Here is a 21,385-nt window from a genome sequence, read left to right as displayed (position 1 = left end):
GGCGATGACGCAGGACCGTTCGGACCCATCGATCGAGGAGCCGCTGCCCGGTGGATTCGTCAACGCGGTGGTCCGGACCGGCCAGGTCGTGCGCCGGTCCCCGCCGCCCTCGGCGGCCTACACCCACCAGGTGTTGTCCCTGCTCGAGAGCCGAAGTTGGCCGGCCGCGCCGCGCTTGCTGGGCCTCGACGAGCACGGCCGGGAGATGCTGACCTACCTCGACGGCTTCGTGCCCTGGGAACGTGAGAGTCAGACAGTGGTCCGATCGAACGCCTCCCTGGTCGCCGTGGCCCGCCTGGTACGTGAACTCCACGATCTGACCGCAGGGAGCGTCCTGGCCGCCGGCGGGGAGGTCGTCTGCCACAACGACCTGTCGCCGAAGAACACCGTCTACCGACAGGCCGACGGGCAATGGCAGCCGGGCGCCTTCCTCGCCGCCGCCCACCGAGACCGGTTGGACGCCACTCTCCGATAGACACACAGAGTGCTTTCCGGCCCGCGCAGCCGCAGCACGTAGGGTCGGGCAGGGTGCAGAGGAGGCGCACGGATGGCTAAGCGCAGCGTGGACGTCGATGAAGAGGCCCGGCCGGCCCGGATCGGGAAGAAGGACTACGAGGCCGAACTGCTCCGGTTGCAGACCGAGCTGGTCACGATGCAGGCCTGGCTGCGCGAGAGCGGCACCCGGCTGCTGGTGATCTTCGAGGGGCGCGACGCGGCCGGCAAGGGCGGCACGATCAGCCGGGTCAGCCAGTACCTCAACCCCCGCTACGCGCGCACGGTCGCGCTGCCCGCGCCGACCGAGCGCGAGAAGGGCCAGTGGTACTTCCAGCGGTACGTCCAGCACCTGCCGACGCACGGGGAGGCCGTGCTGTTCGACCGCTCCTGGTACAACCGGGCCGGCGTCGAGCGGGTCATGGGCTTCTGCACCGAAGACGAGTACCGCCGCTTCCTGCACCAGTGCCCGCTCTTCGAGCGGATGCTGGTCGAGGACGGGATCCTGCTGCGCAAGTACTGGTTCTCGGTGAGCGACGCCGAGCAGCAGCGCCGGTTCGAGTCCCGGCTCGACGACCCCCTGCGCCGGTGGAAGCTCTCGCCGATGGACGTCGAGTCGATCGCCCGGTGGGAGGACTACTCGCGGGCCAAGGACGAGATGTTCGTGCACACCGACATCCCCGAGGCGCCGTGGTGGGTCGTCGAGAGCGACGACAAGCGCTCGGCCCGGCTCAACATGATCGCGCACCTGCTGTCGACGGTGCCGTACCAGCACGTCAGCGAGCCGAAGATCGCGCTGCCGAAGCGTCCGAAGTCTTCGGGGTACAAGCGGCCGCCGCGCGACACCCAGCGGTTCGTCCCGGACCACACGGCGACGCTGGCGAGTTAAATGCCGAGCGGGCCGGGTAGATCGGCGGTATGTCCGAATCCTTTCGACTGACCGTCAACGGCACACCGCACGATCTCACCGCCGACCCCCGGACCACGCTCCTCGACGCGCTCCGCGAGCACCTGGGGCTGACCGGCGCGAAGAAAGGCTGCGACCACGGCCAGTGCGGCGCGTGCACCGTGCTGCTCGACGGCCGGCGGGTCAACGCGTGCCTGATCCTGGCCATCTCCCAGCAGTCGGCGCAGATCACCACGATCGAAGGGCTCGGCACGCCGGACGACCTCCATCCGGTGCAGCGCGAGATGCTCGAGCACGACGGCTTCCAGTGCGGCTACTGCACGCCCGGCCAGGTGTGTTCGGCGGTCGGGATGCTCGGCGAGCTCGACGAGGGCTGGCCCAGCGCGGTCACCGAGGGCGAGACCCCGGCGCTCGACCGCGAGGAGGTCCGCGAACGGATGAGCGGCAACCTGTGCCGCTGCGGCGCCTACCCGAACATCGTCGACGCGATCCTGGAGGCGGCCCGGTGAAGACGTTCGCCTACCGGCCCGTGACCGAGATCGACGAAGCCGTCGCGCTGGGCGGCACGTACCTCGCCGGCGGCACGAACCTCGTCGATCTGATGAAACTCGGCGTCGCGCTGCCCGACACGCTGGTCGACATCAACCAGCTGCCGCTCCACGACGTCGTCCGCCGGCCGGACGGCGGTCTCCGGATCGGCGCCGGCGTCCGGAACAGCGAGCTCGCCGCGCATCCGGTCGTCCGGCGGCACTTCCCGGTGCTCAGTCAGGCGCTCCTCGCGGGCGCGTCCGGCCAACTGCGCAACATGGCCACCACAGGTGGCAACCTGCTGCAACGCACCCGCTGTCGGTACTTCACCGACGTCACCAAGGCCTGCAACAAGCGGACGCCGGGCAGCGGCTGCCCGGCCCGCACCGGCGACCACCGGAACCTGGCGATCCTGGGGGCGTCCGAGCACTGCATCGCCACGCACCCGTCGGACATGGCGGTCGCGCTGGTGGCGCTGGACGCCGTCTGTCAGGTCACCGGTCCCGACGGCTCGCGCGAGATCGCGGTCTCGGAGCTGTACCGGGCGCCCGGAGACGATCCGTCGCGCGACACGGTGCTGCAGCCCGGTGAGTTGATCACCGCGGTCGACGTCCCGCCGTTGGGCTTCCCGAGTACCTACCGCAAGGCCCGCGACCGGGCCTCGTACGCGTTCGCGGTCGGTTCGGTCGCCGCCGCGGTCCGCATCACGGACGACGTGGTGGACGACGTGCGCCTGGCGTTCGGGGCGGTGGCGCACAAGCCGTGGCGGGCGCGGGTGGCCGAATCGGCTCTGCGCGGCGGCCCGGCCACTCGCGACGCGTTCCTGGCCGCGGCCGACGCCGAGCTGGCCGCGGCCGAACCGCTGCCCGACAACGCGTTCAAGCTGACGCTGATCCGGAACCTGGTCGCCGCGACGCTGGAAGAGGTCTCGCGATGACGATGACACCGACCCGGACCGCGTCGATCGGAACGCCGGTGGCGCGGATCGAGGGACCGCTGAAGGTCACCGGCACGGCCCGGTACGCGGTCGAGTACCCGGTGGAGAACGTCGCCTACGCCTGGGTGGTGCAGGCGCCGATCGCGCGCGGCCACGTCGTCTCGATCGAGCCCGGCGACGACGACGGGCTGCTGGCGCTGCTGTGGCACGGGAACGCGCCCCGCCTGGAGTCCGGCGACGACCCGGAGCTGCAGGTACTCCAGTCGCCCCGGATCAGCTACCGGGGTCAGGTCGTCGCGCTGGCCGTCGCCCGCACGCTCGAGGCCGCGAGGCGCGCAGCGCAGAGCGTCCGAATGGAGTTGGTGGAGGAGGAGCACGACGCGGAGCTGACGCCGGACCACCCCGGCCTCTACACGCCGGAGAAGGTCAACCCGGCGTTTCCGTCGGACACCTCGGCCGGGGACGTGGACGCGGCCCTGGCCGCGGCCGCGGCCACCGTGGACGTGACCTACTCGACGCCCGCGCTGCACAACAACCCGATGGAGCCGCACGCCACGACGGCGATGTGGGTCGGTGACGACCTCGTGCTGTACGACTCGAATCAGGGACCGTCGGCGATCGCTTCCCAGGTCGCGAAAGTATTCAGCCTGAAGCGTTCGCAGATCCACGTGATCGCGGAGCACGTCGGCGGCGGGTTCGGGTCGAAGGGCAGCGCGCGGCCGAACGCGATCCTGGCCGCGATGGCGGCGCGGGTGGTGGGCACGCCGGTGCGCCTCGCGCTGCCCCGGCAGGCGCTGTTCACGATGGTGGGTCACCGGACGCCGACGATCCAGCGGGTGCGGCTGGGTGCGAGCGCGGACGGGAAGCTGACCGCGATCGCCCACGACGTCGTCGAGCAGACGTCCCGGCTGTTCGAGTTCGCCGAGCAGACCGCGGTGGTGACCCGGCACATGTACGCGGCCCCGAACCGGCGGACGTCCCACCGGCTGGCCCGGCTGGACATGCCGACGCCCCGGTGGATGCGCGCTCCGGGCGAGGCGCCGGGGATGGTGGCGCTGGAGGGTGCGCTGGACGAGCTCGCGGTTTCGCTGGGGATCGACCCGATCGAGCTGCGGATACGCAACGAGCCGGACGTGGAGCCGGAGGACGGGACGCCGTTCAGCAGCCGGCACTACGTGGAGTGCCTGCGGCTGGGTGCGTCGCGATTCGGCTGGGCCGGGCGCTCTCTCGAGCCGCGGCAGCGACGGGAGGGCCGCTGGTGGGTCGGGACCGGGATGGCCGGGGCGACCTATCCGTCGATGGTCATGCCGTCGACGGCCACCGTGCGGATCGACCCGGAGCGCCGGGTCGAGGTGACGCTGGCCGCGGTCGACATCGGGACCGGCTCGCGGACCGTGCTGCACCAGATCGCCGCCGACGGGATGGGCGTGCCGCTGGAGAACGTCACGGTCCGGATCGGCGACAGCGGCCTGACGCGGGCGTCGATCGCCGGTGGCTCGTCGGGCAGCGCATCGTGGGGCTGGGCGATCGACGGGGCGTGCCGTCTGCTCCGGGAGGAGCTGTCGCGGCTGACCGGGCCGGTGCCGCCGGACGGCCTCTCGGCGACGTTCGACACGACGCCGGACGTGAAGTCGCGGGAGAACTCCGGGAAGCACGCGTTCGGCGCGCACTTCGCCGAGGTGCGGGTGGACGCGGACACCGGCGAGGTGCGGGTCTCCCGTCTGCTCGGGGCGTACGCGGTGGGGCGGGTGCTGAACCCGCGGACCGCGCGGAGCCAGTTCATCGGCGGGATGACGATGGGAATGGGGATGGCGCTCCACGAGGAGAGCGTCCTGGACGCCTCGACCGGTGACTGGGTGAACCACGACCTGGCCGAGTACCACGTGCCGGTGCACGCCGATGTGGAGTCGATCGAGGCGGTGTGGATCGACGAGGAGGACCTGTCGGTGAATCCGCTCGGGGTGAAGGGGATCGGGGAGATCGGGATAGTGGGGTCGCCGGCCGCGATCGTGAATGCGGTGTGGCATGCGACGGGGGTACGGGTGCGGGATCTGCCGGTGAGGTTGGACAAGCTGCTCGGGAGTCTTTGAGAAGGACGGGGCACCGGCGCCCCGGTTGCCGGCGACGGTCCGGCGTCGCGGCGGCGGGAAGGGAACCGGACCGCCGCCGCGGGGCGTCAGTTGGAGCGGACCTCGTCCGGCGGGAGCGGGACGGGGAAGGGCTCGGCGAAGTCGGCCGAGCGGCCGACGGCGGCCCAGGCCGCGCCCTCGGCGAGCTGGCCTTCCGAGTAGGCGCGGGCCATCTCGACGGCGTTGACTCCGACCGGCAGGTGCGACGGCGGGTTCGTACGGCCGGCCGCCTCGACGATGATCCGGGCCGCGCGGTCGGGGTCGCCGGCCGCGCCGGCGTCGTTCGCGCGGACCCGGCGCTGCATGACGCCGATCGTGGAGTCGTAGTCGGCCGGGATGTCGTGGACCGTCATCGAGGCTCCGGCCCAGTCGGTGGCGAAGCCGCTGGGCTCGACGACCATGACCCGGATCCCGAACGGCGCGGTCTCGGCCGCGAGCACGCGGCTGAACCCGTCCACCGCGAACTTGGCGGCTTGATAGGACGCGATGCCGGGTGATCCGCCGACCCGGCCGCCGATCGACGAGAACTGGACGATCGTGCCGTGCCGCTGGGCTCGCATCAGCGGGATCGCGGCCCGGGAGACGTGGTAGACGCCCCAGAAGTTGGTTTCGAACTGGGTGCGGAAGTCGGCCTCGTCGCCGGTCTCGATCGGAGCGACGTTGGCGTAGCCCGCGTTGTTGACGACGACGTCGATGCGTCCGAAGCGTTCGACGCCGGCGTTCAGGGCCGCTTTCGCGGCCTCGGCGTCGGTGACGTCGAGCGGGACGGCGAGGACCCGGTCGCCGAACTCGGCGAGCGTGTCCGGCTTACGGGCGGTGGCGACGACCTGATGGCCGGCGTCCAGCGCAGCCTGGACGAGGGAGCGGCCGAAGCCGCGGGACGAACCGGTGATGAACCAAACGGACATGCCCTTAGTAAAACGCGGTTTCGTTAATAACGCAACAGGGTTGCGGTAGGGTGGGGACGTGCAGCGGGCGAGGTCGGTGGAGGCGAAGCACCAGCGCGAGCAGGCGATCCTGGAGTCGGCGCGCGGGTTGGCGGCCGTGCGGGGGGTGCGGCGGGTGACGCTGACCGATATCGCGGATGCGACGGGGATGCACAAGTCGGCGATGCTGCGGTATTTCGAGACGCGGGAGCAGATCTTTCTGCGGTTGACCGCGGAGGGGTGGAGGGAGTGGTCGGCGGCTTTGCGTGCGTCGCTGGCCACGGCCGCCGTGGCGGGCGCTGAGGGCGCGGCAGGCGTCGCGGGCGCGGCAGGCGTCGCGGGCGCGGCAGGCGTCGCGGGCGCCGCGGGCGCGGGCGCGGAGGGGGTGGCTGCGGTGATCGCGGAGTCGCTGGTCTCGCGTCCGCTGTTCTGTGACCTGCTGGCGCAGGCGCCGCTGAACCTCGAGCGGAACGTGTCGCTCGAGTCGGTGCGGGAGTTCAAGTTGGTGACGCTGGAGGAGGTCGGCGCGCTGGTGGCGGAGTTCCAGCGCCTACGGCCGGGCCTCACCGAGCAGCAGGGCGTCGACCTCATCGCGACGGCCACCTCGATGGCCGGGGCGCTCTGGCAGATGGCGACGCCGGGGCCGGAGGTGGAGGCGCTCTATCGCAGCGACCCACGCCTGGGCCACGCGATCGTGGAGGTGGAACCGCGCCTGGAGCGCGTACTGGCCGCGCTCCTACGAGGCTTCGCGCCCTGAGCACGAGTGCTGAGCCAGATCGGCCGTCCGCCACCCGGCTGAAGGTATGCGTCCAGGTCCCTCGTCGAGCGGTCGGTCACCGATATCAACGGGCACAGGGGGCGCAGCCTGGCCTCGCCCTGTCGGCGGAGGAAGAAACGCCGTGAACCTCGAAAACAGACGTGCCCTCGGGCAAATTTGAACTGCCGACACCCGCCTTAGGAGATCACACCCAGTAACCCTTGGTTGCTACGTGTACGTGCGCTGAGCTGGGCGCGGGGTGGTCGGCGCTTGCCGCTGTTTGACGCCGGTTTCGGCGTCCTGCGGACTGGATGCGGACTGCCCTTGCGCTTACCGTCCTGTGTGGATGCTAGCCGTCGCTTGCTCGTTCTCTGGTGAGAGCTAGTGCGGGGACTAGCTGGTCAGCCGCGAACGGACTAGTTGCGGACCTTCTGTACCGGCCGTTACCGCGGTCGGATAGAGGCACCCGGTTGCAAGTCGGCCCGGGTCGGTGCTGGAACACCGTCCCGGGCCTTGATCCCCACCCTTGGCTAGAAGGGCGAAGACCCAGTGACGGACTCTATCGACGTGCCCGGACTCAGGTTCCGGGTTGAGCTGGACGACGGTCAGATCGTCGAGGCTGACGCAAGCACGATCCTCGATCCTGAGAGTGGCGGCCAGGTGCCCGCGGTCGTTCTCCGGATGACGCGTGCGCGGGCGCACGTCTTGGCGCACGTGCTCGAAGACTGGTCGCAGGTGGCGTTCGTGTTCGCGACGCTGCGCTCGTCGTGCGTGACTGAGCGGGCGTTGGCGCTGACGCTCGACTCTGGCGCAGCAATGGCTGGCGATACAGGTGCTACGCGCTGCGCGGTGCGGGTGTCCGATCGCGTGACGACGGCGCAGCGGCTCGCGGCGGTTGCGGTGCTGAAGGACCGCGAGCGTGGGCTGCCGCCGTTGCAGCGCATCGCCGTCGTCGACGCAGCCGCGCGGTGGATGAACGAGGAGGCCGGCGACGAGCTCGCGTGGGCGCTCCTCGATGCCGCGTGTTCGGATCGGACGACGACGAACCACGCCTACGTGGCGCTGCTCGGTTCGGACGGTGATCAGTGATGCGCTGGCATCGGGAGCTGACCCAGGAGGACGTCGCCACAGCTCGCGGGGTGCGTGAACTGCATATGCCGTCCGAGCCCGACGCGTTCGGCCGACGCAAGTGTGTGTCAGCGCTGCACCTGATCACGCCGCCAGCGTGGCCATGCGAACAGGTCAAATGGTCCGACGCCGTACTTACGGCAGAGGCACAGGGAAGGATACCGGGGGGCGACGCATGAGCGACCTTCGCGACGCCCCGCATGACGGGCCAACCGAGACTCCGCCCGTCGCTCCAGACGGCTGCCACGCGTCCGACGTGATTGCCGTAGTGATGGGGCTGTTGATTGATCGCGGCCACCCGATCGAGCCAATGGTCTCGAAGGAGGTAGCGACTCGAACCGCTGCGGTCGGTCTACTACTCGCATTCGGAGTCCGGCCGCTACTCGAAGACCATCCATGGGCTGGACCGTCCTTCGACGGACTCGGTACAGGCAGGCCCTTGCGAGAAGGCAGGATCGGTTGATTACGTCCGCAGACGCCCGTCTCTGTTTGGAAGCGCAAGGGTGTGATCGCTCGACTCTGGCCCACCATCCGCTCATCAATTCACGGCGTTGTTTAGGTCCGTCATTAGTGGAGCGTACAGGATGCGAATATCGGTGCAAAAAGGAAGCGGCAATCACTGGCTGCTGTCCATATGCTGAGCTTCTGTCAGGGCGCGTTGAATCCTTGACGTTAATGGGTGGGCCGTCCCCAACATCTTGTTGGCGACTTCTTCGCATTCCTTCAACAGTGAAACGGACTCAGCGTAGCGGCCGACCCGCGAATAGCAGATACCTAATGTCGCGCGTTCAGCGAGTTTTTGCAGTGGCGGCATAATATCCGGGCGCTGAAGCACGGCCTTTTGGCTCTCCTCGATCAAAGGAATTGCATCTCTGGGCCGCCCTTCGCCGTGAAAGCCAGCCAAATTGCTGCGTGCAAGCATCGTGGTTCGGTGATCTGAGCCGAATGTCCGAAGAGCGTCACCGAAGACGCGCCTGGCTAGGCCGATAGCACGATCGGTTTCACCGCCAAAATGAAGGGCACCAGCCAAATTCGCCTGGCTAGCCAAAGTATCTTGGTGATGACGACCGAGAGTCCGACGACGACCGTCGATAGCCTTCTTGTAGAGACTGATTCCTTTCTTGTATTGTCCATTCTCTACACATAAGGCGGCCAGATTATTCTGCGATGTCAGTATCTCAGGGTTGTCTGGGTCGAGAACTCCCAGCCGACGCGACAGCACGGATTCGTTCATCTCAATTTCGGTCCGGACATGTCCGAGTTGTTGATGAATATATGCGATGTCGCTTTCCGACGTAAGCGTATCAGGATGATTGTCACCTAGGATTTCAGCCCGAGCCTTCGCAACCTCTTCATACAACGCCAATGCGTCCTCTAACCTGCCAGCACTCTCATAAGCGCTAGCGAGATTCTGCTTCGAGGAGAGAAGGCTTAGTGTGCTACTTCTCGATTCTCGTTCCTCATCGGCTTGTAGTGTTGTCTCGTGAAGAGACAGTGCCTCATCAAGGCGGCCCATATCGGCGTACGCCGAAGCAAGGCAGTGGAGCGAGACTGAAATGTCTGCGTGGTCCGCTGGAAGAGTCCTCCGCCTCGCGGCGAGGATGGCCTCGTGGCGGGCGACCGCCTCGGTAGGGCTACCCGACTCTCTATAGGTATTAGCCAAATTCGAGCGAGCAGTTAGGGTGTCGCGATCTTCGGGACCGACTGCTTCACATAGTTGCGCAATCGTTTTTTCATATAAAGCAATCGACTCGCCATAGCGACCTATGGCACTTAAGGTGAAGGCGAGATTCGCCTTGGCGGTTAGAGTACTTCGATCGTTAGATCCACTTGCCTTCGTGGCAAAATCGATCGCGCGCCTGAATCGGTCGATTGATTCAGCTTGGCGACCCCGAGTAACCATGTACAGTGAGCTTAAATCGAGTAGTGCTGCCCCCATCTGAAGTGCTAGATGGTTGTCGCTTTGAATCGCTACGCTTGTCGCGGCATTAATATGCGGTAGCAGGCCATTCCAGCGGCCCCAGTGCTCTACGTCGACCGATTGTTTAGGTGACAACGCTACCAGGAGGATTAGGGCGCTCGTATGTGCCGAGTCGTCCTGCTGGTGGGCACGAGTGATTGCCTGAACCAGGCGATGGATGCTTAAATTCTGACCGTCTTCACTAAAAGTGACTAGGCTGTACGACGCAAGAACTCGAAACGCGCGCTCAACTCGTGGCCGCTGGTCCTCTGGTCCTCTGGCCCGATCGTAACGATCTCTGTCGGGATTCCTTGCGGCGCGAAGTAGGAAAGTATCGCTAGAATTTCTAGGGCAAATGGATATTTCTCGGCGATGGCGTCTGTTGTAATCTTTAGGGTGGCCGCTACGGCCCTATCGGCTGGCGTTCCCTCTGCTACCTCACTCAAGACCGCCAGAGGTTGACCTTTGAGGCGCTCTCGATAGTTCGCAATCGAGACGGACCTAGATTGTGCCAGGTAAGCGCCAGCCTGCTCTAGAGCTAGGGGAAGGTCGCCGAGGTCGCTGGCTAGCAGCGCGGCGTCTGCGTCTTCGGATCCTTCACCCATCACCCGACTTAGCAGACTTATGCTGGCGTCTCTTCGCAATGAGGAAATAGATATTGATCCGAGTCCGAGGCTGCTCCATGGGATTTGCCTACGGGAGGTAACTAGTATGCTTCCGCCGTTTAATGTTGTGGCTACGATGCGACTGATATGTTCGAGCTCTGAGACATTGTCTAAAACGACAAGCCAGCCTTCGTGAGTAGATAGCCAGTCGAGTGCCCAGTCTGCAGCTTTCGGGGTATCGAGCGCTGCGGCAGCCGTTGGATCGATACTGCCTGCTAGTCCTGCTAGTTCAGTTTCTATGCTTTCAAATGTCTCAGCATTCAACCACCATGCACCGGCGTACTGCGGGCCCCACTGCTTTATGTACTGGAGCGCAACCTCGGTTTTGCCGACCCCGCCCAATCCTTGAACTGCTTGCCCAAGAACCCCTCCAGGGCCTCTTTGAAGAAGTTCATGCAGTTGACTTAATGTATCTGTGCGCCCTACGAACCGATAGGATGGCGGTCGAGGTAAGTTGCGAATTCCCTTAGTAACTGGCATGTTAGCTGGGACGGAAAGATTGCCTTCTACGACGATGCTCTTTCGTGCATCGATCCGAGCATCCGAGCCTGTGGCGAGTATCGAGTTATTTGCGTGTCCAGCGATCGCTATGGAACCGGTACCGGTAGCGCGTGCCGACTGGTCTGCGGCGGCCGAACCTCCTACAGTACTTTCCTCGATCTGATCTGGGTCCTCGGATACGGCGGCATTCCGACCTTTGACCCATTGAATCGCGAATGTGACGATTACAGAAATCGCGGCTATGCCTGCGAAGATCCGCCAGTCACTCAGCCATCCCCAGGATTTCGGCAACGCATTCGTCAGCAGATTTACGGCGAGTCCCGTAGCTGTTACTGCCATGATTTCGACTGCAAGGAGGACAATCGAGGGCTTCCGTCTGTCTCTACTGCGCGCGCCCATAGGCAGATCTTGCCACGTGGCGCGGGGAGGCAGTAGATGTTTCAGGGCGGCCTGGGCGTTCGGTGCGTCCAGGTTCCTCCCATGCCGCGGGCGGCCCAGGAACGGCCGTCAGGCCGCATGTCCTGGGCGGACCCGCGGGCAGCCTAGGGCTTGATGCAGAGGAGAAAGTTCTCACCGGGTTCATCGCCCGAGCGGGGGTTCGCCGCGGTCACTCAACCCGAGCAAGTCGCGCAAGACGCGTCGGGCGCGCTCCCGACGGCTTGGCGCCTTGGAGAAGGTAGCCACAAAGGAGAGGACAGCAACAGCTAAGGGCCGAGCGCCGAACAGCAAAACAGCGATGACGCTGGGTACTAGCCCAAGCGCAGGGAGGTCGAACATCGGGACTCCTAGTTCACCTAGGGTCCGGGGTCCTTCGCGCTGGAGGCCCTCGGACACGGCGAATTACGTGTCCGAGGTCTCGCCACCCACCTTGGTGAGCCGGTGCCCGGGGTTCGCGCCGCGCAGACGCTTGCCGTATTGACCGGGTGGACCGCGGGGCTACTCCCCTCGTCGCCACCACGATACTCGGCGTGGGACGCGATCGCTACGGGTGCGAGGTCGCTCACCCTCTGAACTGAGACGCGAGTTACGCATTGGTCGAAAGTAGCTGGCGATGTAGATCGGTGAGATTAGCGACGGCCACCGTAGGTATGGTCTCGCGGAAAGCTGCTGGCGTATTGGGATCACTCGGCTGTTGGACAAAGTCCCACGGACCTCGCCGGATCCAGACGGTGGCAAGGCCGGCCTTGGCTGCGGGTGCGATGTCGTTGTCGAGACGGTCGCCCAACTTCCGGCGACGCTCGTTCGACAAGGCGGCCACCGCGATCGGGCTGCCCGGACTCACGCCGCACGAACTGCGGCACACGGCGGCGAGCCTCGCCGTGTCGGCCGGCGCCAACGTCAAAGCCGTGCAGCAGATGCTCGGCCACGCCTCAGCAGCGATGACGCTCGACGTCTACGCGGGTCTGTTTGACGACGACCTCGACACCCTCGCCGACCGGCTCGACGAGGGTGTCGGCCACGGTGATGCGGACCAGATGCGGACTGCCGACGACAAGACCGACGAAGAGGGGAAGGAGGAAACGCCGTGACCAGCGAAAACAGACGTGCCCTCGGGCAGATTCGAACTGCCGACACCCGCTTTAGGAGAGCGGTGCTCTATCCCCTGAGCTACGAGGGCGCACCCGACGAAGTAGCCGGAGCGCCCCCAGCGTATCGGTAACCCCCCACCCCCCGCCCACTAGTAAGCAACCCGAACGCCGCCACGGCGAGGCCCGCCGACACCACCATCACGACCGCCATCGGGACCGCGGTTCCCGACCCACCCAGCCCCACCAACGGCGACACCACCGCCGCCACGGTGAACTGCCCGGCCCCGATCACGGCCGACGCGGTGCCCGCGGCCGACGGCGCCTCGGCGATCGCCAGCGACGTCGCGTTTCCCATCACGAACCCCAGCGACGTGATGCACAGGAACAACAGCGGCAGCACCGACCACACCCGCAGGCCGCCCGAGACGGCCAACACGACCAGAACCACACACCACACCAGCAGCGAGACCAGGCCCACGACCAGCAGCCGCCGGGCTCCGGCCCGCCCCACCAGCCGCGCGTTCGCCAGGCTGCCGAACGTCACCCCTAGCGCGTTCGCCGCGAACGCCACCGAGAACCAGCCCGACGACAGCCCGAAGATCGTCTGCAACACGAACGGCGACGCCGAGATGTAGCCGAACAGCGCCCCCATCGCGAAAATCATCGCCAGCGCGTAGCCCAGGTACCGCCGGTTCCCCAAGACCAGGCGAGCGCCCCGCGCCACCGACAAGAACCCGCCCGCCTGCCGCGCCGCCACCGGCAGCGACTCGCGCAGCGCGAAGAACGACCCCGCCAGCATCACGACCGCCAGAGCGGTCAGCACGCCGAAGACCCCCCGCCAGCCGACCGGCCCGAGCAGCACCCCGCCCAACAGCGGCGCCGCCACCGGCGCGATGCCGGCGATCGTCATCAGCAGCGAGAAGATCTTGGCCGCCGCCACCCCGCGGACGGTGTCCGCCACGATCGCCCGGCCGATCACGACCCCGGCTGCGCCGGAGAACCCCTGCAGGAACCGCAGGCCGATCAGCACTCCGACGTTGGGCGCCACGGCGCACAAGGCGGACGCCACGACGCAGACCGCCGCCCCGACCAGCAGCGGACGTCGCCGGCCCCAGCGGTCGGACAACGGCCCGATCACGAGCTGGCCGATCGCCAGCCCGGCCATGAACGTGGTCAGCGTCAGCTGGATGCTCGCGGCGTCCGTATCGAGTTCGTCGGCCATCGTCGGAAAGCCGGGCAGGTACATGTCGGTAGCCAACGGCGCGATCGCCGACAGCAAGGCGAGCACGAGCACGGCGACCAGCGACAACGACTCCCGGGCACGAACCGGGCGGTCAACGGCTACAGCAGACACTCAGCGACCCCAACGATAAAATCTATAACTTCATACATAAGTTAGTATCGGTCCATGTCCTCCGAGGAGACAGCCCCGACGGCTGTGGCCTCCCTCTCAGGCGAGCTCGCGGCGCACCTGCACGACGTCTCGCGGCAGCTCCGTGCGGCCGCGCACGCCGAGGTGAACCTGGTGCCGCTGCCCGATTCCGAGCGGGACGTGCTGCGCTTCGTCGCCGGGCACCCGGGCGCGAGCGTCAGCGCGGTCGGCCGCGAGCTGCGGATGAAGAGCAGCAACGTCAGTGCCGCGGTCCGTAGCCTCGTCGCCCGCGGCCTGATGATCCGCGCGGCCGACCCGAACGACCGGCGCATCGCCCGCCTGACGCTGACCGACCAGGCCCACTGCGACCTCGAACGCCTCCAGCACAGCTGGGACGCCCACCTCGACGCCGCGCTTAGCCGGTTGGAACCGGGGTACAGAGAGTCACTAGAGGGAGCTGTGCCAGCTTTGCGCGCTTTGGTACAAGCGCTACGAGAACGGTAGGAGGTGCGGTGCGCGCCGAACTACTGCGGGACGCGGTCCGCCCCGATCAGCGCCACGCCTCACGCAAGCTGGCCCTCCGGCGCGCCGCGACCGCCGTGCTCGGTCTCGTCGTCCTGCTCGGGGCGGTCGGCGCGTTCGGCGTCCGGTCCGGCACCGCCAAGACGACGGCTGACGGTTACACGCTGACGGTCCAGTACGCCCGGGTCGCCCGGGCCGGGCTGGACGCCCCGTTCCGGGTCTACGTCAGCAACCCGGCCGGCTTCGACGACGACATCGAGCTCGCGGTCACCGCCCGGTACTTCGAGCTGTTCGAGAGCCAGGGCTTCGAGCCCGAGCCGTCGGCCGAGACGTCGGACGGCCGGTTTCTGTACCTGACGTTCGACCGGCCGCCGGCCCGCGACTTCCGGCTCAGCTTCGACGCCTACATCCAGCCGTCGTCCCAGCTCGGCACCGACGGGGAGCTCCGCCTTCTGAGCAAGGGGAAAGCCGTGGCCACCGTCCGCTTCCGCACCTGGTTGATGCCCTGATGGAGATCGTCTACCGCGCGCTGGTGATGTTCTTCTTCCTCTGGCTGATCACCCGGGTGGTCGGCCGCACGACGCTGGGCGAGCTGAGCACGTTCGAGCTGCTCCTCTACGTCACGATGGGCGACCTGATCCAGCAGGCGGTCACCCAGCAGGACTACTCGGTGACCTCGGGGATCCTCGCGATCAGCGTGTTCGCGCTGCTCACGATCGGGCTGGGCTGGCTCCAGCGGCGCTACCGGCGCACCCGGCCGCTCGTCCACGGCGTCCCCTACGTGGTGGTCGAGAACGGCGAGCCGGTGCTCGAGACCATGCGGATGGAGCGTCTGTCCATGGACGACCTGATCGGCGCGGCCCGCCAGGAGGGCTTCGAGCGGTTCGCCGACATCAAGTTCGCGGTGATGGAGACCAACGGCCGGATCTCGTTCTTCGCCCGCAGCGACAGCAACGGCAAGAGCGGCGCCGACGACCCGCCGCCGGTCGGTTGATCCACCTCGATCGATCCGACGCCTCCTTATGTGATGATTCGCCGCAATGTGTGTCGCTCAGCACGCACGTTTTGATGGCGGAACGCAAGATCCGCGCTATGGTTGGTCATAGCAACTAACTAGGAGGCGGCAATGGCGTCGCAGGAGGCATGTGCCCAGCTGCTCGACCAGCTGCCCGCGATCGGTGAGATCAAGCGGCAGTTCCACCGGGTCGCCCCGGCGGTCGGGAGCAACAACGTCGGGGCGGCCGGTGCCATCCCCACGCTGGGGATCCTCGCGACGGAAGGGGAGCAGCGGGCCAGCGACCTGGCCGAGCGGCTCAGGGTCGACCTCTCGGTGATCAGCCGCCAGGTCGCGACGCTGATCGAGGCGGGCATGGTCGCGCGGGCCACCGACCCGTCCGACCGTCGCGTCCACCGGCTCGCGATCACCGACAGCGGCCTCCAGACCCTGCGCGAACACCGGACCCAGATGGTCGAGCTGATCTCGCGCGGGCTCGCGGACTGGTCCGACGACGAGGTCGTCACCTTCGCCCGCTCGCTGCGCCGGTTCGCCGACTCCGTCGCCTCCGCCTACCGCCCCGGCCCGACGTTCATCCCGGCGCCGTCCACCTCGGCCGAGCCCGCGGGGCCCGCCGCGCCAACGGCAACGCCCAATACCAATGCCGACGCCGAGCCGATCGCGGTCTGAGCTCACTGAACGAGTCTGCGGCAGAATTGTGGCTAACCCTGATTTCTGATCTCCGTTCGCCTGCCTAACATCGGACATCGCTCGAGCGATTGACCGATCAACGGCGCTTTCGGATCAGGAGAAATCATGGATCAGGAGCAATTTGCGGCAATCGTCGCTCGGGCCGAGCGCGAGCCGGAATACCTGCACAATCTCATCTTTTCCCCGGAAACTCTCGTTCCGGACATGAAGGATTCCCTCAGTCGGGCGCAGATCGGTTCGCTGATGGGACGGTCACCCGCGGAAACCGTGGCGCGCGCGATCGGCGTCGTCAACGCCTGCGGTAACACCTGCAGCTCCAGCTGTGAAAACACGTGCGGTGGGAGCTGTGGCTTCACGACGAACATCGTCGACCAGCCCGAAGTGGTCGTGGCCGAGACGTTCTTCTCCCGCGCCCGGGACACGATTCAGGCGTGTGGGAACACGTGTTCCTCGAGCTGTGACAACACCTGCGGCAACAGCTGCGGTTTCACGACGAACATCGTCGACCCCGGTGGCGGCAACTTCGGCAATTTTGGTCGGCAACCGGTCTTTCGATGAAGGCCGACGAATTTTCCCGGCTGGTCGAACTGCTGCGAGAAAATCCGGACCTGGTGCGGGATTTCCTGCTCGGACCGGCTAGCGACTCGCGGCTGCCGGGGGAGTTGTCGAGGAACGACATCCGCCACTCCAGCACGGAGTCGGCGCAGTCGCGGCTGGCGCGGCTGCTCGGCCCCGCGCCGCACCCGGGCGTGCACTCGGCCGATCCGGCAACCGGGTGCGATGCGAGTCAGACGTGCAGTTGCACCACTTTCACGTGCGACGGCACCTGCGGTGGGGTCACCTGCTCGGTGACCTGCACCGGAACCAGTTGCGGCAACACCTGCGGCGATTCGTGCGGGGTCACCGCCGGCTTCGATCCGGTCGTGGTGCCGGCCTCGGAGCGTCCTCCGGGTGTGCAGCGTCGCCGACCCCGCCGGTGGCGCTGACCGGACTAGAAAGCGGTCGGGGCAGCTACGCGGGCCCGCGGGGCTGCCCCTTCCGCCCGAGGGAGGATCCGATGACCGATCTCGCTCTGACGACGCTCGCCGACGAATCAGTGAAATACGACGTCAGCTGGCCGTGGCTGAAAGTCGGCCGTACCCAGCAGCAGCAGGGCTGGAAGATTCATCTCTCGTGCCGTCCCGGCCAACTGGTCGCGCTCACCGACGGTCTGATCGAGAAATGCCATTCGATCGGCGTCCCGTTCAAAGTTGCCATGTCGGCCGAGATCGTCGCACTGCTCAACGAGGGTTCGTTCGGCGACACCCAGGTCGGTAAATGCGCGACCATCTACCCGCGCTCCGAGGACGAGTTCGTCGCGCTGGTAGACGCCTTACGGCGGGATTTCCCGGATCTCACCGGCCCGCAGGTACCGGACGACGTCTGGCTCGGCGGCCCGGTGTTCGTCCGATACGGATCGTTCAATCCGATCATCCGCCGGACCGCGCTCGGGGAATCCGAGAGCCTCATCGAAGCGGACGGGGAACTGGTCCGCGACGTTTACGATTACGCCACGGCGGAACGCCGGTTTTTCGAGGCCTTCGACGGGCGGACGCCCGCTCGTTTCCGCCGTGACCGCCTTCCCGAACCCGAGGGAATGATCGGCGAGCGCTACTTCGTCGTCGACCGTTTTCACGGGCGGCCCTGGGGTGGCCTGTATCAAGCTTTCGACACGGCCTCCGAGTCGGTCCGGCCGATGATTCTCAAGTTCGGTCGCCTCAACGCGCTGACGGATCTCCACGGCCGAGACGTCCGGGACCGCCTCACCCATCAGCGTCGGATGCACGCGATCGCAGCGGGAGCCGGCCTGGCTCCGCCGGCCGAGGACCTCGTCGAGTTCCCCGGCGGGCACGTCCTGCCGCTGGAGTTCCAGCGCGGCGGCGACCTCGAACAATGGCTGCGCCGTCGGTTGGATCACCGGTCGATCGATGCCTGCACATCCGTGGATCGAGGGAGCGTTCTCGACCGGCTCCGCGATGTGGGCCGGGCGGTCGAGGGGCTTCACCGGCTCGGGATCGTGCATCGTGACCTGTCTCCCTCCAACGTCCTGCTCACCGACGACGAGCGCGTGCTGCTGTCGGATCTGGAGTTGGCCTGGCGTGCCGACGAACAAGCCGCGCCGTTCGGAAAGGGCACCCCGGGTTTCCTGGCCCCCGAGCAACGGACCGACGCGGTTCCCACGACCGCCATGGACGTCCACGCTTTTGCGGCGCTGGTGCTCTTCGCCCTCACTTCGATCGACCCGCGCCGGCTGCCCGCGCCGGCCGCCTCGGACGACTGGGCGTCGTTGCGGTACCTCGGCCGGTCGGTGCCGACGGCGTTGTGGGCGGCGATCCGCGCCGGAATGGACGTCGATCCCGCGAACCGCCCGACGGTCTCCGAGATCTGCGCCGGGCTGGAACCGACGACCGACCCCGGCGTCGTTCCGACGCCCGACCTGACCGGGCTCCTCCCGGCCGCGCTCGACACCCTGACGAGCCCGGCCGTTCTGGACACGGCGAACCGGTGGCTCTCGGTTCCGTTGCCGGGGCCGTCGGCCGGCTCACACCTCGAATTGCGCCGCAGCCTCAACCGAGGAGCGAGTGGCGTCCTGTCGCTCAGCGCCACCGCGTCACCGCACCTGACGCTCTCCGACGAACATCGGAAGGTCGTCGAGGCCAACGGGCAGTGGCTCCTCGCCGACACCCGCGCGTCCGACTACGGTCTGCCCGGTCTGCACTTCGGTGAGACCGGTGTACTGATCGGCCTGTACCGGGCCCGGTCGGCCAGGTTGGTGACGTTCTCCGACGAGGACGCCCAGCATCTCTGGGAGCCGGTGCTGGATGGCGAGATCCCGTTGCTGGACTTCACCCACGGCGCCGCCGGCGTCCTGGCCGGCCTCGGCGAGTTGCAACCGCTGCTCGACGACGACGTACTACGGGCGCGATGTGCGGCCCGGATCGGGAGTCTCTCTGCTCGTCTGATCGACACGCAGGCTGCCGACGGATCCTGGGTGACGCCGGACGGCGTTCCGGGCATGTCCGGCGAGACGTTGACCGGATTCGCGCACGGCGTCGCTGGAATCGGCTACGGGATGGCCGTCGTCGCGCGCCGGACCGGATCGGCCGAGGCGATGGCCGCGGCCGAGCGTGCGGGGGACTGGTTACGCCGCTGCGCCGAGGCATCCGGAGGGGCGCTGTCCTGGCCCTACGGCGACCAGCACCCGCAGCACTGGCATTGGTGGTGCCACGGTGCGCCGGGCATCTCCCTCTTCTTCGCCGAGCTCTACGCCGGCACGGGTGGTGCCGAGTGGCGGAAGATCGCGCTTCAGTGCCTGCGCGGACGCGAAATGCACGGAAACGCCGCGAACCTCTCGCTCTGCCACGGCACGGCCGGCCTGGCCGAGATCTTCCTCGACGTCGGAGCCACCCTGGACACGTCGGAATTCGCGGAACCGGCGGCTGAGATCGGCCGAACGCTCGCCGCCCGCCACTGCCGAGGCCGGCGCGACGTGTACTGGGTCGTCGACGGCCCGGAGCACGTCGGCCCGGATCTGATGGTGGGATTCGGCGGGATCGTCCATCTCGCGCTCCGTCTGCGTCTGGGTGAGGCCGGCGAGCGGATTCGCTTCCCCGGCCTGGCCGGGCCTGATTAAGCCTCCGCCGGTAGGGGGTATCGGCACTGCATGCCCCTCGACGATTGGTTCCTCTCGGCGGACGAGCGCGGCAACCCGGCGACCCGGCTCGACTCCCGCCACCCCGACGGCGCGGCCTGGACGAGCGGCAACGACGTCCGGCCGCTCATCCACGGCGCGACGTACTTCGCCGACCTGCTCCACGCGGTGGACGCGGCCGAAAAAGGCGACATCCTGTTCTTCACCGACTGGCGCGGCGACCCCGACGAGCTGCTCGCCGAGCCCGACCGGACCGTCCGCTCGGTCCTCAGCGACGCCGCCAAGCGGGGCGTCGTCGTCAAAAGTCTGGTCTGGCGCTCGCACCTGGACAAGCTCCAGTTCAGCGCCGAGGAGAACCGTCACCTCGGCGTGGAGATCGAGGAAGCGGGCGGCGAGGTGCTGCTCGACATGCGGGTCCGCACCGGCGGCTCGCACCACCAGAAGTTCGTCGTGGTCCGGCATCCCGGCGACCCCGGCCGGGACATCGCCTACGTCGGCGGCATCGACCTCGGCCACAGCCGGCGTGACGACGCCGATCACGCCGGTGACCCCCAGGCCCAGCCGATGCCCGACGTCTACGGCGAGCGTCCGCCCTGGCACGACGTGCAGGTGAGGATCCAGGGCCCGGCGGTCGGCGACGTGGACACGGTGTTCCGCGAGCGGTGGGAGGACCCGAGCCCGCTGTCGAACAACCCGATGCGCGTGGCCCGGGATCGGGTCTCGAATCGTGACATCACGCCGGACCCGCTGCCCGACCAGCCGGACGACCCTCCGAATGCGGGCTCCCAGCACGTCCAGATCCTGCGTACGTACCCGCACCGGCGGCGGAACAGTTACCCGTTCGCGCCGGAGGGCGAGCGCAGCATCGCGCGCGCCTACCTGAAGGCGCTCAAGCGCGCGCGGCGGCTGATCTACCTGGAGGACCAGTACCTGTGGTCGTCCGACGTGGCGGCCTGCTTCGCGGAGGCGCTGAAGGCGAACCCGGACCTGCACCTGATCGCGGTCGTGCCGTCCTTTCCCGACCAGACCGGGCTGTCGACGACGGGCGAGAACCTCGGCCGGAACCGGGCGCTGGACAAGCTGCGCGCGGTCGCGCCGGACCGGATCGCGGTGTACGGGCCGGAGAACCGCGAGGGCACGCCGGTGTACGTGCACGCGAAGGTCTGCGTGATCGACGACATCTGGGCGGTGGTCGGGTCCGACAACCTCAATCGGAGGTCGTGGACCTACGACTCGGAGCTGTCGTGCGCGGTGATCGACGAGGAGCGCGACCGGCGCGAGCCCGTCGATCCGGCCGGCCTCGGTGACGGCGCCCGGGCTTACGCCCGGAACCTGCGGTTGTCACTGGCCGGTGAGCACCTGGAGCTCTCGGATGCCGATCTGGACGCCTTGGCGGACCCGAAAGCGGCGTTCGACGCGTTCGCGAAGTCGGCCGAGGGGTTGGACGAGTGGCATCGGCAGGGGGCGAAGGGTGAGCGCCCGGCGGGGCGGTTGAGGCCATATCGGCCGGCGAGTTTGCCGAGGTTGGCCGGGGTGTGGGCGGATCCGCTGTACCAGTATTTGCTGGATCCGGACGGACGCCCGCGAAAGCTCCGGAGAGCGGACGATTTCTGAGGGTGGCGCCGACGCCGAGCGG

The 21,385-nt window shown here is 67.5% G+C and carries 18 protein-coding genes, 1 tRNA gene and 1 pseudogene; 15 read left to right on the top strand and 5 right to left on the bottom strand.

Annotated elements, in window-relative coordinates:
* Nucleotides 1-4: 4 nt before the first annotated feature.
* The 5 genes from FL583_RS07545 (at nucleotide 5) to FL583_RS07525 (ending at nucleotide 4,954) form a co-directional block, all read left to right on the top strand.
* The gene (locus tag FL583_RS07545; protein ID WP_142703749.1) at nucleotides 5-475 is read left to right on the top strand and encodes a protein kinase family protein; all 471 of its coding nucleotides are present in this window, start codon (nucleotides 5-7) and stop codon (nucleotides 473-475) included.
* Nucleotides 476-547: 72 nt separating this feature from the next.
* Complete coding sequence (gene ppk2 / locus FL583_RS07540; protein WP_142703748.1) at nucleotides 548-1,381, top strand: polyphosphate kinase 2; 834 nt, start codon at nucleotides 548-550, stop codon at nucleotides 1,379-1,381.
* A gap of 29 nt (nucleotides 1,382-1,410) precedes the next feature.
* On the top strand, nucleotides 1,411-1,908 hold the full coding sequence (locus tag FL583_RS07535; RefSeq protein WP_142703747.1) for a 2Fe-2S iron-sulfur cluster-binding protein: 498 nt from the start codon (nucleotides 1,411-1,413) through the stop codon (nucleotides 1,906-1,908).
* The gene (locus FL583_RS07530; protein ID WP_142703746.1) at nucleotides 1,905-2,864 is read left to right on the top strand and encodes an FAD binding domain-containing protein; all 960 of its coding nucleotides are present in this window, start codon (nucleotides 1,905-1,907) and stop codon (nucleotides 2,862-2,864) included. Before FL583_RS07535 ends, FL583_RS07530 begins: the two co-directional genes overlap by 4 nt.
* Nucleotides 2,865-2,866: 2 nt before the next feature.
* Nucleotides 2,867-4,954, top strand: coding sequence for a xanthine dehydrogenase family protein molybdopterin-binding subunit (locus FL583_RS07525; RefSeq protein ID WP_142704013.1), 2,088 nt, complete (start codon nucleotides 2,867-2,869; stop codon nucleotides 4,952-4,954).
* Between the two features lie 86 nt (nucleotides 4,955-5,040).
* Here the strand turns inward: FL583_RS07525 and FL583_RS07520 are convergent, their stop codons facing one another.
* Nucleotides 5,041-5,901, bottom strand: a complete 861-nt coding sequence (locus tag FL583_RS07520; protein ID WP_142703745.1) for an SDR family NAD(P)-dependent oxidoreductase — start codon at nucleotides 5,899-5,901, stop codon at nucleotides 5,041-5,043.
* A gap of 58 nt (nucleotides 5,902-5,959) precedes the next feature.
* Between FL583_RS07520 and FL583_RS07515 the strand changes: the two genes are divergently transcribed.
* Both FL583_RS07515 and FL583_RS07510 read left to right on the top strand, forming a co-directional pair.
* Nucleotides 5,960-6,676 carry a TetR/AcrR family transcriptional regulator gene (locus FL583_RS07515; RefSeq protein ID WP_142703744.1) on the top strand — a complete coding sequence of 239 codons (717 nt, stop codon included), beginning with the start codon at nucleotides 5,960-5,962 and terminating at the stop codon, nucleotides 6,674-6,676.
* Nucleotides 6,677-7,225: 549 nt separating this feature from the next.
* Nucleotides 7,226-7,765, top strand: a complete 540-nt coding sequence (locus FL583_RS07510) for a hypothetical protein (RefSeq protein ID WP_142703743.1) — start codon at nucleotides 7,226-7,228, stop codon at nucleotides 7,763-7,765.
* A 655-nt stretch (nucleotides 7,766-8,420) separates the two neighbouring features.
* On the opposite strand, the gene FL583_RS07505 is transcribed toward FL583_RS07510, so the two are convergent.
* On the bottom strand, nucleotides 8,421-9,707 hold the full coding sequence (locus FL583_RS07505; RefSeq protein ID WP_170323536.1) for a tetratricopeptide repeat protein: 1,287 nt from the start codon (nucleotides 9,705-9,707) through the stop codon (nucleotides 8,421-8,423).
* A 269-nt stretch (nucleotides 9,708-9,976) separates the two neighbouring features.
* Nucleotides 9,977-11,269, bottom strand: a complete 1,293-nt coding sequence (locus FL583_RS07500; protein ID WP_170323535.1) for a P-loop NTPase family protein — start codon at nucleotides 11,267-11,269, stop codon at nucleotides 9,977-9,979.
* An 875-nt stretch (nucleotides 11,270-12,144) separates the two neighbouring features.
* Between FL583_RS07500 and FL583_RS07490 the strand changes: the two are divergent.
* Nucleotides 12,145-12,459, top strand: a pseudogene (locus FL583_RS07490) (tyrosine-type recombinase/integrase); the annotation flags it as partial.
* Between the two features lie 16 nt (nucleotides 12,460-12,475).
* Here the strand turns inward: FL583_RS07490 and FL583_RS07485 are convergent.
* Nucleotides 12,476-12,548 (bottom strand) — tRNA-Arg (locus FL583_RS07485).
* Entirely contained in the window at nucleotides 12,539-13,813 is a 1,275-nt protein-coding gene (locus tag FL583_RS07480; protein ID WP_205751915.1) for a multidrug effflux MFS transporter, read from the bottom strand. The genes FL583_RS07485 and FL583_RS07480 overlap by 10 nt, the downstream gene beginning before the upstream one ends.
* Before the next feature lie 54 nt (nucleotides 13,814-13,867).
* Between FL583_RS07480 and FL583_RS07475 the strand changes: the two genes are divergently transcribed.
* The 7 genes from FL583_RS07475 (at nucleotide 13,868) to FL583_RS07445 (ending at nucleotide 21,363) form a co-directional block, all read left to right on the top strand.
* Nucleotides 13,868-14,335: a MarR family winged helix-turn-helix transcriptional regulator gene (locus FL583_RS07475; protein WP_142703740.1), complete on the top strand. Its 468-nt coding sequence runs from the start codon at nucleotides 13,868-13,870 to the stop codon at nucleotides 14,333-14,335.
* 8 nt (nucleotides 14,336-14,343) lie between these two features.
* Nucleotides 14,344-14,862 (top strand): hypothetical protein, encoded by a 519-nt coding sequence (locus tag FL583_RS40785; RefSeq protein ID WP_205751914.1) that lies wholly within the window; start codon nucleotides 14,344-14,346, stop codon nucleotides 14,860-14,862.
* Nucleotides 14,862-15,347, top strand: coding sequence for a DUF421 domain-containing protein (locus tag FL583_RS07465; RefSeq protein ID WP_142703739.1), 486 nt, complete (start codon nucleotides 14,862-14,864; stop codon nucleotides 15,345-15,347). Before FL583_RS40785 ends, FL583_RS07465 begins: the two co-directional genes overlap by 1 nt.
* Before the next feature lie 132 nt (nucleotides 15,348-15,479).
* Complete coding sequence (locus FL583_RS07460) at nucleotides 15,480-16,037, top strand: MarR family winged helix-turn-helix transcriptional regulator (protein ID WP_142703738.1); 558 nt, start codon at nucleotides 15,480-15,482, stop codon at nucleotides 16,035-16,037.
* Between the two features lie 126 nt (nucleotides 16,038-16,163).
* Entirely contained in the window at nucleotides 16,164-16,616 is a 453-nt protein-coding gene (locus FL583_RS07455; RefSeq protein ID WP_142703737.1) for a hypothetical protein, read from the top strand.
* Nucleotides 16,617-17,115: 499 nt separating this feature from the next.
* Entirely contained in the window at nucleotides 17,116-19,731 is a 2,616-nt protein-coding gene (locus FL583_RS07450; protein WP_142703736.1) for a class III lanthionine synthetase LanKC N-terminal domain-containing protein, read from the top strand.
* A gap of 30 nt (nucleotides 19,732-19,761) precedes the next feature.
* Complete coding sequence (locus FL583_RS07445; RefSeq protein WP_142703735.1) at nucleotides 19,762-21,363, top strand: phospholipase D family protein; 1,602 nt, start codon at nucleotides 19,762-19,764, stop codon at nucleotides 21,361-21,363.
* Nucleotides 21,364-21,385: the final 22 nt, after the last annotated feature.

Source organism: Cryptosporangium phraense (genome assembly GCF_006912135.1).
In the GTDB taxonomy this organism is placed as follows: Bacteria; Actinomycetota; Actinomycetes; order Mycobacteriales; family Cryptosporangiaceae; genus Cryptosporangium; species Cryptosporangium phraense.
The sequence above is the reverse complement of the archived record's forward strand: the minus strand, read 5'-3'. Positions and strand labels throughout refer to the sequence as shown.